This window comes from Agarivorans sp. (assembly GCF_050295395.1).
GTDB lineage: Bacteria > Pseudomonadota > Gammaproteobacteria > Enterobacterales > Celerinatantimonadaceae > Agarivorans.
The window spans coordinates 1-16,585 of sequence record NZ_JBNKPP010000169.1 but is presented as its reverse complement, the minus strand read 5'-3'; the positions used below and the strand labels follow the sequence as shown (position 1 = coordinate 16,585).

Sequence of the window (16,585 nt, the reverse complement as noted above, 5' to 3'; positions counted from 1 at the left end):
GTTCTAACAAAGCATGGCGACCAATACGTACCACATTGTAATAACGTTGATAGGGCGCATTGGGGTTTCCATATAAATCGAAGAAGGTTGCTTAGCCGTAATTGGCCGCAGGCCGCCCTTGAGCCACTTCGGCCCAATTCTACCAACAATTAGCTAATCGCCCAGTCATCATCCACCGACCATAACCACGCATCCACACGTTTGGCGACCCAATCATACTCTGCCAACTGCGCCCTACCGCCATTCTAGTTTCTATGTTTTTAGTGATGATGACGCCATGGTAGCAACTACCTTGGGTGGACTGGGACTATGTCAACTGCCCACCTGTTTGATCAGCGAACATCTTAGCAGTGGCGCGTTAGTGACGGTGCTGAATGACTACGCCGGGGCCACTATGACAATTTATGCCTTATGGCCACGCTTTCGTTATCATAAACCACGCCAACGCACGGTAGTAGACGCGCTAGTGGCCGAGGCGCAACACCCCACCTCGGTATATCACTTATAGCCAACAGCAACGGCCAAACGCCGTTGGCTGCCAGCGCAAGTTACGAATCTGCGAAGTTTTGCAGCGCTTCGCCAGTTAAACGATAAAGAATCCACTCATCCTGTGGCTCGGCGCCAATCGACTGATAAAAATCAATCGCAGGCTGATTCCAATCCAGCACACACCATTCAAAACGGCCGCAGTTTTTCGCCACCGCCTGCCGTGCTAAGTATTTTAGTATCGCTTTGCCCGCGCCAATTTTACGGTAGGGCGGCGCCACATAGAGATCTTCCAAGTAGAGACCATTTTTAGCTAACCAAGTGGAGTAATTGTAAAAATACACCCCATAACCCACCGCCTCACCGTCTAGCTCGCAAATAATTGCATGGGCAGTCGCTCCTTCAGCAAACAAGCTTTGAGTAATCGACGCCACATCGGCTTTGACTTCGTGCTCTAGTTTTTCATACAGAGCCAAGTCTTTAATAAATTGTAAAATGGTTTCTGCATCGTCGGGAATTGCCGGTCTAATATTGAGTTTATTCACTGCTACGATTACCTATTGATGACTCGCTATGCTGTTAATTTGCTTGGTTTTATAAGCGCCTAAATGAATCAAACTATTCATAATTGGGGCTTTGTAAACACAAAACATAACACAATTATTAGCCAATCTAGGCATGCTTTTGGCCACTCACCAGCACTAAAAAATCATCAGCCCATGCTTTCGTTTATCGGGCGCTCAGCGCCAAGCAATCAGATTTGCCAAGGTTCGACAAACCATCAACAGTATAAAAACAAAAATTGCATGCAATTTTGCATTCTTTATGTCTTAGAAAAGCATACAATAGCTAAGGTAAAGTGACTTAATATGCAAGTTGAGTAGCGATATTAGCTCTGGGCATAATACTAACCAGCGTGAATATTGGCGACTTCATCCGCTTTATGGGCCGTTTATTGCTACGCAGTGGCAAGATTTTACCAAGCAACTATGCCATCATTATCAACAGCGGGCTCAATAGTATGAGCAGGGCAACGATGAAGCTTTAACTTGGTGCAATGTTATAAACTTGGTCACCAATTGTGTGCATAATTGCATTTTATTTGTGCCAAAAATACCAGCAGAATAGCCAAAGACTGCCCTTAAAAAATATTTTTAAGGCACTGAGCTACAGATGAGAAAGATCATGGAACAACAAAAGTTAGCCAAACCCCAAGCGGCGCAGATTGCAGAAACCATTACCAATGCTGTTATGGAACACCGCCTTGCGCCGGGCTCTAAGCTCTCGGAATCGCGTATGGCTGAGGCTTTCAAGGTCTCTAGAACCAAAATCAATCAAGCCTTAGTGATGTTGGCAGAGAATGGCTTGGTGAAAAAACTGCCCAATCGCGGCTACTTCGTTAGCAGCCCAGGAGTAGCTGAGGCTAAAGAAATTTTTGCCATGCGCAACCTGCTGGAACCGGCGATCATTCGCGGCGTTATCGCTCATGCTAACAAGGCCGACATCAAGCGCCTAAAAGCCCATCTCGCCGCCGAAAAACAAGCCCGAGAACAGTCTAATCGACGTGCCATTATTCGCCTATCTGGCGACTTTCATATGCTGCTGGCCAGCATGTGTGGCAACCGCTACATCGACAAGCAAATGGCCGAGCTATGCCCGCTCACCTGCCTAATCATCGCCCTTTACGATGTGCCTAATACGCCGGCCTGCCCAGAAGATGAACACGACAACATTGTCGCGGCGATAGAAGCGGGTGACGAAGCCAAAGCCATAGCATTAATGCAACACCACTTAGCGCATATCGAAAACGCCTTAAACCTAGACGGGGCCAGCGATATTGATGAAGTGGACTGGGAAGCCATTCTTCGCTAAGCCGATTAGCATCACGCCAGCCCCTTCATTTACCATTGGCATAGTTCCTGCTTCGATAATTGCATAAATAATTGCATGCAATTTTGAAAACATTAGTTTTCAGTGCTATCAGGAGTAAAGCCATGGCTGACCGCTTAGCAAGTGGACGTTGTTTGTTGGGGGTATTAACCCCCTCATCGAATACCGCTTTAGAACCACTCACTAGCCAACTGTTACAACAAGTAGACGGTGTATCGGCACACTTCTCTCGCTTTAGCGTCACCCGTATCAGCCTCGGCGAGGACGAACTAAAACAGTTCGATCTTGAGCCGATCCTGCAAGCGGCTAGCTTACTGGCCGACGCCAAAGTCGACATGATTGGCTGGTCCGGCACCGCCGCAGGTTGGATGGGCTTTGAGCAAGACCAAACACTCTGCCAGCAAATTGAACAGCGCACTGGCATTCCCGCCACCTCTTCAATCTTGGCCTTAAACCAAGTATTAGCGCGCATGGCGATAAAACGCATTGCCATCGTCTCGCCCTATACCAGCGACGTGCAGCAGAAAATTATTGAAAACTACCAAAGCATTGGCATTAGCACCGTGGCCGAACGCCATCTAGAGATCAGCGACAATTTTGCCTTTTCTGAAGTTAGCCCGGAGTGCTTAAGACAAGCTGTCAGCGAAGTGGCCGAGGCCGCTCCCGATGCCATTTTACTGTATTGCACCAATCTTCGTTCGGCCGACCAAGTGGACCAATGGGAAGCCGAACTGAACATTCCGATTATTGATACCACCTCAACTGTGATTTGGAAAATGCTCGAAAGCATGAATTTTGACTGCGCCGAAGTGCGCGGCTGGGGTCGTTTTTTTCAGGAGGCCAAATGAGTCATCACTTTGATTTAGTTATTCGCAATGCCCATTGCGCCACCGGCGCCGATACCTTTATGGCCGACATTGGGGTACGTGATGGCATCATCACCGCGCTTGGCCAAGGTTTAGCCAGCGGCGCTCAAGAAATTGATGCCAAAGGAGCTTGGGTGACTCCCGGCGGAGTAGACGGGCATTGTCATCTGGCCGAACCGATTAAAGGTGATGTGGAAATGGCCGACGACTTTCTCTCTGGCCCGCGTTCGGCAGCTTGTGGTGGCACCACCACTATCATTCCTTTTGCGGTGCAGCAACGCGGCCAAAGTTTACGTGAAGCGGTGGAGCAATATCATCAACGCGCTGGTCAGCAATCCTGCGTTGATTACGCCTTTCACATGATCCTCACCGACGCCAACCAACAGGTATTAAACGAAGAGCTGCCAGCATTAATTAAACAGGGTTATACCTCGTTTAAAATCTACATGACCTATGAAGACATGATGCTGTCGGATCGGGAAATCATTAACACCTTAGCAGTAGCCCGTGAACATGGGGCGCTAGTGATGGTGCATGCAGAAAACTTCGACTGCATTGCCTGGCTGACCGAGCGACTCGTCGCCGCCGGCCATACTGCACCGAAGTACCACGCCCAATCTCGGCCGATGCTGGTCGAGCGCGAAGCCACTCACCGCGCGATTAGCTTTGCCGAATTAGTGGATGTGCCAATCCTCATCGTGCACGTTTCCGGTAAAGAAGCGATTGAGCAAATTCAATGGGCACAAAACAAAGGCTTAAAAATTTACGCCGAAACCTGCCCCCAGTATTTGTTCTTATCCACCGAGGATTTAGGTGGCGAAGACGACTACGAAGCCACTAAGTGTATTTGTAGTCCACCACCGCGTGACCCACAAAACCAAGCCTATGTATGGGATGGTTTGCAGGCCGATACCTTCTCGATTTTTTCCTCGGACCACGCGCCCTTTAGCTATGCCGATCCCAAAGGTAAACAAGCCTTTGGCGACAAACCTAGCTTCGACAAAGTGGCTAATGGTATTCCCGGCTTGGAAACCCGCTTACCACTGTTGTTCTCTCATGGGGTAATGAGCGGCAAAATCAGTATCGAGCAATTTGTGCAAATCACCTCGACCAATGTGGCCAAAATGTATGGTTTGTACCCACGCAAAGGCTCACTGTCGATAGGCGCCGATGCCGACTTTATTATTTGGGATACCGAGACCCGCCGCACCATTAGCAACGCCAACTTACACCATGCGGTGGATTACACCCCTTACGAAGGTATAGCGGTCAACGCTTGGCCCGCCATGACCTTCAGCCGTGGCACGCTGCTGTGGAACCAAGGCGAGTTTGTAGCGCCACAAGGCCACGGCCAGTTCTTAAAATGCGGCGCGCCGCAACCCGCCAAGCCCAAGGTGCATTCACAGCCCTTTAAACGTAGCGGAGTCAAACATGGATAAACTACAAAGCTTAGTAGCGCAGCTAGTGGCAGCCCGCCAGCAGCTCAAGCCAATGACTTACCAACAAGCTTTAGACCTAAGCCCAAGTACGGTACAGCAAGCCTATCAAGTACAAGGCGAAGTGGCTAAACAACTGGGCTGGTTTAAGCAAGGCGGCCCTAAATTGTGGAAGCTGGGTGGAGAACTGGGTCATTCCAGTGCCGCCGCGCTAGACGATTCACTATTAAGCCATCATCAAGACAATAATGAATTGGTGATTCCAGCTGATGAGGCCTGCAGCTTTACCGCCCTAGAGTTAGAGTTAGCGGTACGCCTAAAACAACCACTGGCTTATGGCTGCAACTTAAGTGAGGCCAAAGCGGCGATTGGCGAGGTGTATTTAGCGCTAGAAGTCTGTGACTTACGCGCCGACAACTGGCAGCAACTACCAAGTTTGTATCGCTTGGCCGACCACCAAATGAACCGCCGCGTCATTTTATTAGGCTCGCCGTTAATCGGCTGGGATGAGCAATTTAGCCAAATTGCGCCAGTGATTAAACTGGGCGAACACACGCTTAGCGAAGGCAAGCTAACTCACCCGCAAGGTCATCCGTTAGCGGCCTTGCCGTGGTTGGCCAACCTTAGTCAGGCGCTTTATCAGCAGCCATTAGCCGCCGGCAGCATCATCGCCACCGGCACTTGGGCTGGCCTACAAACTCTCACGCCAGCAACGCCGTTTTTTGCATCCCTAGAGGGCTTTTCCCCGGTGCAGGTGCGGCTTGAAACAAACTCCACATTGTCATAACACAGCATCAAGATCAGGAGACTATTTAATGGAACTAAAACAGAAATTCACCAAAAGCCTAAGCGCCGCGCTGTTATTTGCTGGGCTAGGTTTAGCCACTGCGGCGCAAGCACAAACCCTACGTTTTGGCAGTAACTTCGCGCTAGATCACTCCAGCACTAAAGCCATGGAAGTGTTTAAATCAGAGTTAGCCAAAACCGACGTCGATCTGGATGTAAATCTGTTCCCAGCTCTACAACTCGGTGGCGCCCAAGAGAACGTCGACCAAGTACGCTCTGGCGCAATTGCCGGTACTTGGATTGGCATTTCCTACTTGTCACGCATCGTGCCCGAGTTAGAAGCGGTGAGTATTCCCTTCGCCTTTGCCGAGCGCCAACAAGCCTTCGATCTTATCGATGGTCCGGTGGGTGAAAAATTTAACGCCCTGCTCGCCGAAAAAGGCTTTGTCTCATTAGGTTATATGGAGCTGGGCTTTCGCAATGTGACCAACAGCAAGCGCCCACTGAACAGCGCCAGCGACTTCGAAGGTTTGAAAATTCGTTTACAACCCAACGAAACCCACTTGGCCACCTTTCGCGCCCTAAAAGCCAACCCGATTTCCATGGATGTGAAAGAAATCTACTCGGCAATGCAGCAAGGGGTTATCGATGGTCAGGAAAACCCCTACAGCATTATTAGCACTAACCGCTTCAACGAGGTGCAAACTTACCTGTCAGACAGCCAGCACTTCTACGACTACATCGTAGTAGTGGTTAACAAAGACAGCTTTGAGCGCCTCTCCGCCAGCGAACAAGCCGCGGTAAAAGCGTCCATGACTAGCGCGATTAACTGGCAACGTGAGCAAGCCGCCGCCGATGACCAAGCCGCCAAACAGGCACTGATTGACGCCGGCATGGTATTCACGCCACTATCTGCCGAAACTCGCGCCGAGCTACGCCAACGCAGCAGTGGCATTGTAGAGATGCTAAAACAAAAAATTGGTGCCGAGATTGTTGACCAAGTGACTACGGAGTTAGCCATTGACTAAACTTGCTGAGCCCGCTTCAGCCCTTACGCGCTTTAGTCAGCTGCTCACTTGGCTTGATAAAGCCTCCTTCGCTGCGATTGTCGCAGCGATGGCCATGATGACGCTGTTGGTATCGGTGCAGGTCATGCTGCGCTACCTATTCTCGGCGTCCATCGACTCGGCAGCAGAGATTTCGCGCTTATTGTTTGTTTGGGCGATATTTTTAGCGCTACCGCAGGGTATAGCGCGCGGTATTCATGTGGGCATAGATGCGCTAACCAGCCGCATGCCTAAGTCTGTTTATCACTGGGTATGGCGCTTTACTACCGCGCTCAGCCTTGTGTTAATGCTGATCCTCGCTTGGCTGGCCTTAGACGCCATTGCCGATAAATGGCAGCAAATGATGCCCACTATCGAAATCACCGCCTCGATTTATTACTTTCCGGTACTCATTTGCGGCCTTCACGCTGCCTTGCATCTGTTGTTGCTGTTGTGCCAAGACCGTCCCCCCGCGGTGCAGGAGATCATTGAATGAGCATTGCCATTATTATTGTGTTCGTCATCTTAGCTCTAATAGGCATGCCCTTGGCTTTTGCCCTCGGTAGCGCCTCACTGGTGGGCTTATTTATTGGTGATATGAGTTTATCGGTGCTGCCTCAGCGAATGATGCACGCCATCGATAACTTTCCGCTAATGGCTATTCCGCTGTTTATGCTGGCTGGCGAGCTAATGGTAGCCGCCGGTATTCTGCAACGTTTGGTGGACTTTTCTAACTCGCTGATTGGCCGAGTCCATGGCGGCTTAGCCCATGTGGCGATTATTGCCGGCATGGTGTTAGCGGCGGTAAGTGGTGCCGCAGTGGCCAGTGCCAGTGCCCTAGGCAGCGCCTTAATTCCGTCGATGCGTAAGCAATACGACTCGGGTTATAGCAGCGCGGTGATCGCCTCGGCGGCCAACCTTGGGGCGATTATTCCCCCCTCTAACGCGATGATCGTGTACGCGCTAATGGCGGGTTCTACGGTATCGGTGGGTGGCCTGTTTATGGCCGGAGTGATTCCAGGCATTATTCTTACCGTGGGCTTTGGCGCACTGGCTAGCCTGATTGCTTGGCGCCGTCAGTATCCGCTGAATGAAGCCCAAATTAGCCTGAAAGAGATAGCCAGCAAAACCGTACAGGCTCTGCCGATTTTGCTGATGCCCATAGTGGTAGTGGGCGGCATTGTTGCTGGCGCCTTTACCCCAACCGAAGGGGCGGCCATTGCGGTGGTTTATGCGCTAGTCATGGGTTTTGGGGTAACCAAAGAACTGAAGCTTTCAGACTTACCCACGGCGATGTTCCACGCTGCGGTTACCGCCGCCATGGTGGGTGCATTGATTGCTTTTGCTGCCACCATTACCTTTGCCTTTACCATCGATTTAGTGCCAATGCGCTTAGCCGCTTGGATCCAAAGCCTTACCGATAACCCGCACATCTTCCTCATGCTGGTAATGCTGTTATTGCTAGCAGTGGGCATGTTTATTGAATCCAACGCCGCCTACATCATGTTGGTTCCCTTACTAGCACCGGTAGCGCAGCACTTTGGTATCGACCCGCTGCTATTCGGCTTTTTATTTGTATTTAATTTGGTGATCGGCATGATGACTCCACCGGTTGGGGTGCTGCTGTTTGTGATGTGTGGGGTATCTAAGATTGGCCTCAATCAACTGATCCGCAGCGCGTGGCCGTTCATTCTATTGCAATATATTGTGTTGGTGATGTGTATTTTGTTCCCCGACATTGTAACTTGGCTACCCCGCCAACTGGGCTATTAAGCAAGCCAATGAAGAAGTAAAAGATGATGAAAATTCTAATAATAAATCCCAATATTTCCAGCTCGTTAAGCGAGTTAATCGCTACCGAGGCACGCCGCTGTGCCGCGAAAGAAACTGAAATAACGGTACTAACGGCCCCCTTTGGCGTGGCCTATATCGAAACCCGCGCCGAAGCGCAAATTGCCGGTTATGCGGTAATGCAATTGGCCGCCGAGCACTATGCTGATTACGATGCGGTGATAGTGGCGGCCTTTGGCGACCCCGGCTTAGAAGCGCTACGTGAAATGTTACCTATACCGGTGATTGGCATGACCGACGCCGCGCTTGCCAGCGCTGCGCAGCTAGGTGGGCGGATCTCCATCATCGCTATTTCCCAGCGCATTCAAGCCTGGTATCGAGAAACCGTAGAGCGCGAAGGCCATTTAGCTCGCTTGGTATCGATTCGAGCCTTAGATGAAACCCTCAGCGACATTAGCCAAGTGCAGCAAAATCAGGGCGAACGGCTGATTGAACTGGCCAATCAAGCGGTCAAGCAAGATGGTGCCGACAGCATCATTTTAGCCGGCGCTCCCTTAGCTGGCCTGGCGCGAAGCGTGAGTAGCCAACTGCCGGTGCCGGCCTTAGACGGCGTCAGCTGCGCGGTAAAACAGGCCGAAGCTTTAATTCAACTCTACCCTAATCAGGCCCAACGCAGCGGCAGTTACGCCTTGCCGCCACGCAAAGCCTGCAAGGGTTTAAGTAAAGAGCTGAGCTTGCTGATTGGTGGGGAAAGCATAAGCGCTAGTTAACGCACATTTAGGCTGAATTTAGCCCAATAATAAGACTTAGCGGCTGGCATAAAGTGTCCGCCGCGAATTAGTCAATATTTAACTAACGTGTAAGCCTTAAAGGATACATAACGCATTGGCTGACAAGCTTTGATAAAAGCAATCGATAAAATAATGTAATAAGAACGATAAACGGAATATTAATGATTAGCTATTGATTGAAATAAAATTTGTTACCTAGAATATTATTTAAAAACAATCCAGCCAATAAGGGAGATTTTAAACTAGTTACCAGATGGGTAGTCAGCACCTAAATATTCCTGAACAATCTGCTGATAACGTCCATCTTGTTTAAACTGTTTAAGTATTTGATCAAACTTTTCTTTTAATTGGTAGTTTTGCTTAGTTTTAGCAAAGGCCATATAAGTAGGCACAGACTCTAGCGGGGGATAGAGCACTTTATATTTATGCTGAGCATTTAAGTTTTTAATTTCTTGAGCCAAAGTAATATGCGAGCCAATCACGATATCGACTCTGTTTTTTTCCAGCATCAACAAGCTTTGGCGATAGGTGGCTAACTCGATAACCCGAGGTAATGCATTGTTAGTCATTGCATTTTGCCACTGGCTACCGTATGTAGCCGATCTGAGAGTGGCAAATCGATAATGCCTCAAATTAACTAGGTTTCCGTTATATTGGATGTCTGAATCAGAATTAACTAATAAAACAGCATCTTGATTAAGTAAAACTTGCTGAGAAAAAATAAATTCTTCTTCTCGAGACTTAGTTTTGACAATAGCAAAAATAGCATCGGCTTGGTTTTCTCGAACCATTTTTAATGAACGGGAGAAAGGATAGCTGGTAAATTGAACAGGCTGCTCCATCTCTTTAAATACGGCTTTTACGATTTCTACGGCGATGCCTTTTAACTGACCTTTTTGATTATAAATAACAGGGGGTTGTTCAAAAGTAGCAAATTCAATGGTTTTAGCATAAATAAAACTAACTATTAAGAATGAGAGTACAACCAAGGTTAATAAACGAATAGACAGAAGCCGCATGCTTTGTGTGACCAAATATTTTTATATATAAAATAAGACTAGATTAATTCCATTCATAGTAAAGCTATGAAGCAGTTTTACCCAATTTTAGAACAAGTAGCATCATTCGGATAGAGAGAGAAGTTATGACTCGTATAGGTTTTTTAGGTTTAGGCATCATGGGTAAGGCAATGGCCTTAAACTTAGTAAAAGCGGGTTTTGAGGTGACAGTGTGGAACCGTAACCCCAATAAATGTGCAGACTTAGTCGCGCAAGGTGCCAAGCAAGCCGACACCCCCAAAGAGCTCGCCGCCAGTTGTGATATTAGCTTTGCTATGGTGGCCGACCCAGAAGCCGCCTTAGCTATTTGCCTAGGTCCCGATGGCGTAGCCGCCGGCATTGGCGAAGGGCGCGGTTATGTAGATATGTCGACAGTAGACGACAGCACCTCACAAGCCGTTGCCCAAGCCATTATCCAAGCGGGTGGTCGCTTTTTAGAAGCACCAGTATCGGGCACTAAAAAACCCGCCGAAGACGGCACTTTGGTGATTTTAGCCGCCGGTGACAAGAGCTTGTACAACGACGCGCTGCCTGCCTTTGAGGTAATGGGTAAAATGTCGCCCTATCTTGGCGAAGTGGGCCAAGGCGCCAAAATGAAACTGGTAGTGAATATGATTATGGGCGGCATGTTGAGCATCTTCAGCGAAGGCATGGCGCTGGGCTTAAAATCCGGCTTAGATGCCCAGCAGCTTAGCGATGTACTAGACGCCGGCGCCATGGCCAACCCGATGTTTAAAATCAAAGGGCCAATGCTGCTGGCAGAAGACTACAGCACCAGCTTTCCGCTGAAACACATGCAAAAAGACCTACGCCTAGCACTCGCCTTGGGTGACAAACTGGATTTGGCCTTACCCACTGCAGCCATCACCAACGAAGCCTTTAAGCAAGCGCGCAAGGCAGGTTATGCCGATGAAGACATTGCCGCCGTGTATAAAACGGTGAAGTAGGGCTTAAGCCTTAAAAGCCTGCTGCAAATAATCGATGAACACTCTCACCCTTGCCGAGAGTGTTCGTTTGCGCGGGTACAGTAAATAAACCGGCGAAGGCTCGGGTGGGAATTCGCTAAGTATGCACTGCAAGCTAGCAGCGTTTAAGTCGTCCTCAACATGGTAGCGCGGCAGCTGAATAATCCCCAAACCGAGGCGCGCCGCTTCAACCAAGGTTTCTGCTGAATTCACTTGTATACTACAAGGCAAACGCAAGTGTTGTAGTTGCTGCTCCACAGTAAATTCAAGCGGCAGCGGCTCGGCACTTTGGCTTACCCGAAAACCCACCATTTGGTGCCCCTTTAAGTCCTGCATATAGCGTGGACAACCATGGCGCTGCAAATAACTCGGTGCCGCCACGGTCACTTCGCTTAAACTGCTTACTTGCTTGGCCACCATGTCATCGGGCAAGGCCTTGCCCACCCGTAATACACAATCGATGCCTTCGCGCAGCGGATCCACCAGCCTATCGCTGTCACTCAAAAACAGCTCTATATCTGGGTAAGCATGTAAAAACTCAGCCAATTTAGGCAGCAAAAAATGCCGAGCCAAGGTGCCATGTACTTCAACTCGTAGTTTTCCCTTGGGCTTGGCGCCAGTAAAGGCGTTTTCCGCCTCCTCCAACTGTGCCAGCAAGTTCACGCTACGGAGGTAAAAGTCTTCACCGTCTAAAGTGGGACTTACCTGCCGCGTGGTGCGCTCAAGCAAACGCACGCCAACGCGCTGTTCCAACTGCTTAACCGCCTCGGTCACAGTTGAGCGCGGCAAGTTCAAACTGGTAGCCGCAGCAGAAAAGCTGCGCTGCTCAAATACACGTGTATAAACCCGCATGGCATCGAAACGGTCCACTCGATTATTCCAACTATTCGAATACTGTTACCAAGTATTGAGTGATTATTCGAACAATGCAAGCTGTTAAGCTAGCTAACAAATCCCCCCACTTATCGATTAGGAAAGCAGTATGTCGGCTCAAAACAAAGTGGCGCTAATCACTGGCGCATCGCGCGGTATCGGTGCAGCCATTGCACAAAGACTCAGCTACAGTGGCTATGCGGTGGTGATAAATTACGCCAAGCAAGCCCAAGCCGCAGAAGCCTTAGTCACTCAGCTCAATGCCGCGGGCGGCCAAGCATTTGCCGTGCAAGCCGATGTGGCTCAAATGGAACAGGTAGTGAGCCTATTTGATCAAGCCGAACAAGCTTTTGGCGGCGTCGATGTGCTGGTGAATAACGCGGGCATTATGACACTGGCACCAATTGCAGAAGTAGACCAACAACACATCGACCAGCAACTGAATATTAACCTTAAGGGCGCCATTTATTGCCTACAACAAGCCGCAAACCGGCTGCGTAATGGCGGGCGCGTCGTTAACCTATCTAGCTCGGTAGTAGGCTTAAACTTAGAAAGCTATGGCGTTTACGCAGCAAGCAAGGCCGCCATTGAGAGCCTAAGCCGAATAATGGCAAAAGAAATGCGCGGCCGTAATATTACCGTGAATGCCGTTGCACCGGGGCCTACCGCCACCGAATTATTTCTTAAAGACAAACCAGAGCAGCTGGTAGAGCGCCTAGCCAACATGAATCCTCTGCAACGCTTAGCTAGCGCAGAAGATATCGCCGCAGTGGTGAACTTTTTAGTGAGCCCTGATGGCGCTTGGGTCAACGGCCAAGTGCTGCGAGCCAATGGCGGTATGGTTTAAACGGCTTGATTTAATACCGTCCAGCTCGCCCAACAAAGCGCTTAGCCATTAAGGCTTAGCGCCAGCTTAAACCCCAGAAGGCGCAGGCTTGCTTCGATTTGCTGGTGCTTTCGGAATATAAAACTGGCAGGCCTGCCGGTCGGCACTGGTGGGTTGCTCCCACGCGCCGCATAAATCTTTGGTATTTTCTCGAGTACGAGTAAATTGCTGACACCTTCCACAACGTTCCATGTGCGCTTTCATCCTTGTTTGACCAGCGCAAAAACATAACTCAGGCTTGCGCTTAGGCCTTTGACTCAGCGCAAATTTAAGCTAAAACACCCGCTCTGGCACTGCTCACCAGCTTTCAGCCGCTCAACTTGGCAGGCCTAACATTTAGACCTTTTTGCCCGCTTGCGGGGTGGCTATCTGCGCAATATCGACTAGATTCCACGGCAAGCCTTGTTGTCGATATAGGCGTTTTTGCAACAGCGGGTAGTCGGCCACATCGTGGGCTAGGCGCTGGCCTACTACTATGCAGCGCAGTGGCACAGTGCCATTGTTAAGCAAGTTATGCGCTTCGCCGCCAGCGCGATAACCAATAAAATCCCCCGCCGCGACTTGATGCACCTCATCACCAATACGCGCCTCAGCTTGCCCTTCTAGAATATAAACACACTCATCCTCATGATAGTGCTTGTGCAACTCGCTAGACTCACAGCCCACTGGAATTTCAATTAAGTGAAAACCAAAACCCTTTAGCCCGGTTAAATCGCCCAAAGATTTATTCACCCGCTGCGCTTGAGGGTTTAAAAAATGGGTTTTATCCACCCCATTAAAAGCCTCGATCTCGGCTTTACTCAGTATGTAAGCGTCCATATTCTTGCTTCCTTAGTAAACTTATTAGCGCTATTTAGCGGGCCGCGTAGTCAAATCATCTAATGGGTCCATCACCACCGCGCCACCACAACGCTCGGCTATCGCCTGAATTTAAGCCTCTGCCAGTGCATAAGCTTGCTCATCATCAACTATAGGATGAAGTGAAAGCGCATAAGCGTAGTCGAGGGCTTCACCGGGCATTAAGGCCTGAGCTTCTTCGGAGGCGGGTTCGCGGTTTTCCAAAAATTCCAAAATAACTTGCCACTCACCTTCTAGGCCCGCTAACCAATACTGAGGAAATTCATTTTGTGTTTCTTCATACCAAGCCGTAGCTTGCGGTAGAGCAGTGTGTAGGTTCAGTGCACAAGTGGCCCAAATCATCCATATAGCCGCATCGGTGAACATGTTTTCTCCTAACAAAACCCAATCCCCATACTCAGCTATCATAGGCCACACTCAGCCTAAAAACGCAATTTTAACTTGGGCTTGTGATGCATTCCGATCCAATGAAAATTAACCAACAGTAAACTGTTGACCCGTCTATAAGTTCAGGGTTCATGATGGTTTCTCGGGCAAACATAGGAGCGGCTATGCTAACGGTAACTCAAATCGCTAAACAGTTTGGAATTTCGCGTAGCACTGTTTTGTACTACGAAAAACAACAACTGCTATTACCGACTTACCGTTCTGAAAACGGTTATCGCTGGTATGGCGACAAGGAAACGGAGCGTTTAAAAACAATTACCTCCTTCCGCTCATACGGTTTATCGATAGCCAGCATTCGCTCCTTGTTAGCCCGAAATGGCTTGTCTCAAACCCAGATATTGAAAGAGCACTTCACGCATCTGGAACGAGAAATCCAACACCTCCGCGCACAACAAAAAGCCATTGTTGTGCTACTTCAAGAACCTAGCTTATTAGAGGAAAAAATGGTGAATAAACAACGTTGGGTAGAAATTATGCAGGCCGCGGGTTTTACTGAAACCGACATGGTCAAGTGGCATCAAAAGTTTGAACAACTGGAGCCAGAGGAACATCAAAAGTTCTTAGAATCACTGGGTATTTCCAGCCAAGAGATCAACAAAATTAGAGCTTTCTAATGGCTTATTAGCCTCAAGGATGAGGCTAACCTAAATAGCCACCGACAGGCTAATTTTGCCGAGCCAGTAAGATACATATAGTTCATGATGCGGATCTCTTTTGCTATGTTCGGCAGGAGTAATATCGCTTAAAAAGTAAAATTTTATAAATAAAATTAATTATTTACATAATATCCTGAGACAAGTTATTAAATTAAGTTATAAATACAATAATTAAATCAGCCTGAATAAAATAAACAAAAGGCTCTAAATGTTTCTCGTAAATCTAAACATTTACAAAGTAAGGAAACTTAAATGACTAAACGTAGCTTAGCGATATTTGCATTATCTTTAGCGAGTTTAAATGCATGTACGAGCGATATAACCAAAGAAGAAGCGCCAAACCAGCCAGTGAAATACGTAGCGCTTACCTTTGACGACGGCCCCAACGTAACGCTCACGCCGATGGTAATAGAAAAACTAGATGCCCATAATGTTAGCGCTACGTTCTTTCTGGTCGGACAAAATATTAATGACACAACTCGTGATTTGTTAACAGGCATGGTGACCCGTGGTTACGAATTTGGGAATCACTCTTGGGATTATCAATTACTCAATAACAAAACTCGTGAGCAAATATTAAAATCTGTAAACGATACTCAGCAGGCCATTATAAATTACACAGGAACGGCTCCCGCCTTCTTTAGACCGCCAAACCTTGCCACAAGCGAAGTCATGTTTGATGTTATTGATTATCCGTTTGCCAGCGGTGTCGTGGGTTATGACTGGAGTGGAACCGGCGCAACTACCCAAGAAGTAGCAAATAATGTAATAAATAATGTTCAAGACGGCTCCATTGTACTACTTCATGACACTCAACCTCTTCCCCACCCAACCCCAGCGGCTTTAGACATTATTATTCCAGAGCTAAAAAGCCGCGGTTATCAATTTGTCACGCTTAGCAAATTATTTGAGATTAAAGGCGTGATACCGAAAGCTCATGATGGGAAGGTTTGGACAACGGTTAAGTAACCAACTCGAAACTGCAACAGCTACAACTTAGCTAGGCGTAGGCGGTAAATTTCAGCGATATTGTTAATACATTGCAGTTGGCTTGCATCTAATTGAGGACAAGCTCTGTATTTAAGTACATTTGGGTAAGTAAGGTGCCTTTGCGCAAGCGATGCCGGCGCTCAAGAGCTCTTGTACTAACCACGCCTCAGCTTGTTGTTGATTAGTACGATAAGGGTATGATTGTTCATTACAGCATATGCACAGACATCAATGGCGAACACTTCTGCCAGTGTTAACAAATAGTCTTCTACCCATTGGCGGCGATGTTCATAGCTCTTGCCTGTTTGCTTATCCTCACCACACAAATACGCCCGACCAACACAGCGGTAATAAGCCGTATCATCCAAGCTCACTTGCGATTGTCTAAGCTGAGGCATAACAAAAGCTCCACGTTAAGGCTTTACTTAAGCGCAGATGAGTGGCGATAGTTTCGCCACAATCATGGGTGTTTCAAATAGTCATTAGCAAAGTCAACCGCCGACACTTACTTGCTAACGATCTCTCGCTCAGGTTTTCTATGCTGGAGTTAATCGATAGGAATAGACTTGTGCGCGTTGACAGAGGGTCGTTTCAACACCCCGAGCATACGCGCTAACTTGTGAGCGTCGCAAGGGCCGAAGGCCCTGAATGACGTGAATTGTTATATTTTTATACTGCAAATCTCTTGGCAATATTGGCAATACGCTGCCCTAGATACTTTGCTGTGACTAAATCAATTGCGTTCAGTTCGCCATCTGCA

20 protein-coding genes are annotated in these 16,585 nt (G+C 48.4%); 13 read left to right on the top strand and 7 right to left on the bottom strand.

What is annotated here, in order from left to right:
- Positions 1-181: 181 nt before the first annotated feature.
- Positions 182-508 carry a LysR substrate-binding domain-containing protein gene (locus tag ACQY6Q_RS10210; protein ID WP_427980979.1) on the top strand — a complete coding sequence of 109 codons (327 nt, stop codon included), beginning with the start codon at positions 182-184 and terminating at the stop codon, positions 506-508.
- A 40-nt stretch (positions 509-548) separates the two neighbouring features.
- On the opposite strand, the gene ACQY6Q_RS10205 is transcribed toward ACQY6Q_RS10210, so the two are convergent.
- Positions 549-1,031, bottom strand: a complete 483-nt coding sequence (locus tag ACQY6Q_RS10205) for an N-acetyltransferase family protein (RefSeq protein WP_427980976.1) — start codon at positions 1,029-1,031, stop codon at positions 549-551.
- Between the two features lie 640 nt (positions 1,032-1,671).
- Here ACQY6Q_RS10205 and ACQY6Q_RS10200 point away from each other — a divergent pair.
- The 8 genes from ACQY6Q_RS10200 to ACQY6Q_RS10165 all read left to right on the top strand — a co-directional run bounded on the left by ACQY6Q_RS10200 (position 1,672) and on the right by ACQY6Q_RS10165 (position 9,071).
- Positions 1,672-2,358: a GntR family transcriptional regulator gene (locus tag ACQY6Q_RS10200; RefSeq protein ID WP_427980973.1), complete on the top strand. Its 687-nt coding sequence runs from the start codon at positions 1,672-1,674 to the stop codon at positions 2,356-2,358.
- 122 nt (positions 2,359-2,480) lie between these two features.
- Positions 2,481-3,224: a maleate cis-trans isomerase family protein gene (locus ACQY6Q_RS10195; protein WP_427980970.1), complete on the top strand. Its 744-nt coding sequence runs from the start codon at positions 2,481-2,483 to the stop codon at positions 3,222-3,224.
- Positions 3,221-4,681, top strand: coding sequence for a dihydropyrimidinase (gene hydA / locus ACQY6Q_RS10190; RefSeq protein WP_427980967.1), 1,461 nt, complete (start codon positions 3,221-3,223; stop codon positions 4,679-4,681). Before ACQY6Q_RS10195 ends, hydA begins: the two co-directional genes overlap by 4 nt.
- Entirely contained in the window at positions 4,674-5,465 is a 792-nt protein-coding gene (locus ACQY6Q_RS10185; RefSeq protein WP_427980964.1) for a fumarylacetoacetate hydrolase family protein, read from the top strand. The genes hydA and ACQY6Q_RS10185 overlap by 8 nt, the downstream gene beginning before the upstream one ends.
- A 28-nt stretch (positions 5,466-5,493) precedes the next feature.
- Entirely contained in the window at positions 5,494-6,492 is a 999-nt protein-coding gene (locus ACQY6Q_RS10180) for a TRAP transporter substrate-binding protein (protein ID WP_427980961.1), read from the top strand.
- Positions 6,485-7,006: a TRAP transporter small permease gene (locus ACQY6Q_RS10175; RefSeq protein WP_427980958.1), complete on the top strand. Its 522-nt coding sequence runs from the start codon at positions 6,485-6,487 to the stop codon at positions 7,004-7,006. Before ACQY6Q_RS10180 ends, ACQY6Q_RS10175 begins: the two co-directional genes overlap by 8 nt.
- Positions 7,003-8,283: a TRAP transporter large permease gene (locus ACQY6Q_RS10170; protein ID WP_427980955.1), complete on the top strand. Its 1,281-nt coding sequence runs from the start codon at positions 7,003-7,005 to the stop codon at positions 8,281-8,283. Before ACQY6Q_RS10175 ends, ACQY6Q_RS10170 begins: the two co-directional genes overlap by 4 nt.
- Before the next feature lie 23 nt (positions 8,284-8,306).
- On the top strand, positions 8,307-9,071 hold the full coding sequence (locus ACQY6Q_RS10165; protein WP_427980952.1) for an aspartate/glutamate racemase family protein: 765 nt from the start codon (positions 8,307-8,309) through the stop codon (positions 9,069-9,071).
- 263 nt (positions 9,072-9,334) lie between these two features.
- Here the strand turns inward: ACQY6Q_RS10165 and ACQY6Q_RS10160 are convergent, their stop codons facing one another.
- Positions 9,335-10,126 (bottom strand): substrate-binding periplasmic protein, encoded by a 792-nt coding sequence (locus tag ACQY6Q_RS10160; protein WP_427980949.1) that lies wholly within the window; start codon positions 10,124-10,126, stop codon positions 9,335-9,337.
- Between the two features lie 110 nt (positions 10,127-10,236).
- On the opposite strand from ACQY6Q_RS10160, the gene ACQY6Q_RS10155 reads away from it, so the two are divergent.
- On the top strand, positions 10,237-11,097 hold the full coding sequence (locus ACQY6Q_RS10155) for an NAD(P)-dependent oxidoreductase (protein WP_427980946.1): 861 nt from the start codon (positions 10,237-10,239) through the stop codon (positions 11,095-11,097).
- 3 nt (positions 11,098-11,100) lie between these two features.
- Here ACQY6Q_RS10155 and ACQY6Q_RS10150 read toward each other — a convergent pair whose 3' ends face one another.
- Positions 11,101-11,985, bottom strand: a complete 885-nt coding sequence (locus ACQY6Q_RS10150) for a LysR family transcriptional regulator (protein WP_427980943.1) — start codon at positions 11,983-11,985, stop codon at positions 11,101-11,103.
- 112 nt (positions 11,986-12,097) lie between these two features.
- On the opposite strand from ACQY6Q_RS10150, the gene ACQY6Q_RS10145 reads away from it, so the two are divergent.
- A complete protein-coding gene (locus ACQY6Q_RS10145) occupies positions 12,098-12,835 on the top strand; it encodes an SDR family oxidoreductase (RefSeq protein WP_427980940.1) in 738 nt (245 codons plus the stop codon).
- A 66-nt stretch (positions 12,836-12,901) separates the two neighbouring features.
- Here the strand turns inward: ACQY6Q_RS10145 and ACQY6Q_RS10140 are convergent, their stop codons facing one another.
- From ACQY6Q_RS10140 to ACQY6Q_RS10130, 3 genes are all read right to left on the bottom strand, one after another.
- On the bottom strand, positions 12,902-13,066 hold the full coding sequence (locus tag ACQY6Q_RS10140) for a hypothetical protein (protein WP_427980937.1): 165 nt from the start codon (positions 13,064-13,066) through the stop codon (positions 12,902-12,904).
- Between the two features lie 144 nt (positions 13,067-13,210).
- Entirely contained in the window at positions 13,211-13,693 is a 483-nt protein-coding gene (locus ACQY6Q_RS10135; protein WP_427980934.1) for a cupin domain-containing protein, read from the bottom strand.
- Between the two features lie 111 nt (positions 13,694-13,804).
- Complete coding sequence (locus ACQY6Q_RS10130; protein WP_427980932.1) at positions 13,805-14,098, bottom strand: hypothetical protein; 294 nt, start codon at positions 14,096-14,098, stop codon at positions 13,805-13,807.
- Positions 14,099-14,283: 185 nt separating this feature from the next.
- Here ACQY6Q_RS10130 and ACQY6Q_RS10125 point away from each other — a divergent pair, with 185 nt between their 5' ends.
- Together ACQY6Q_RS10125 and ACQY6Q_RS10120 are read left to right on the top strand one after the other, a co-directional pair.
- Positions 14,284-14,793: a MerR family transcriptional regulator gene (locus ACQY6Q_RS10125; RefSeq protein WP_427980929.1), complete on the top strand. Its 510-nt coding sequence runs from the start codon at positions 14,284-14,286 to the stop codon at positions 14,791-14,793.
- 294 nt (positions 14,794-15,087) lie between these two features.
- Positions 15,088-15,804, top strand: coding sequence for a polysaccharide deacetylase family protein (locus tag ACQY6Q_RS10120; RefSeq protein ID WP_427980926.1), 717 nt, complete (start codon positions 15,088-15,090; stop codon positions 15,802-15,804).
- Positions 15,805-15,980: 176 nt separating this feature from the next.
- Here the strand turns inward: ACQY6Q_RS10120 and ACQY6Q_RS10115 are convergent, their stop codons facing one another.
- Entirely contained in the window at positions 15,981-16,223 is a 243-nt protein-coding gene (locus tag ACQY6Q_RS10115; protein WP_427980923.1) for a hypothetical protein, read from the bottom strand.
- Between the last annotated feature and the right edge of the window lie 362 nt (positions 16,224-16,585).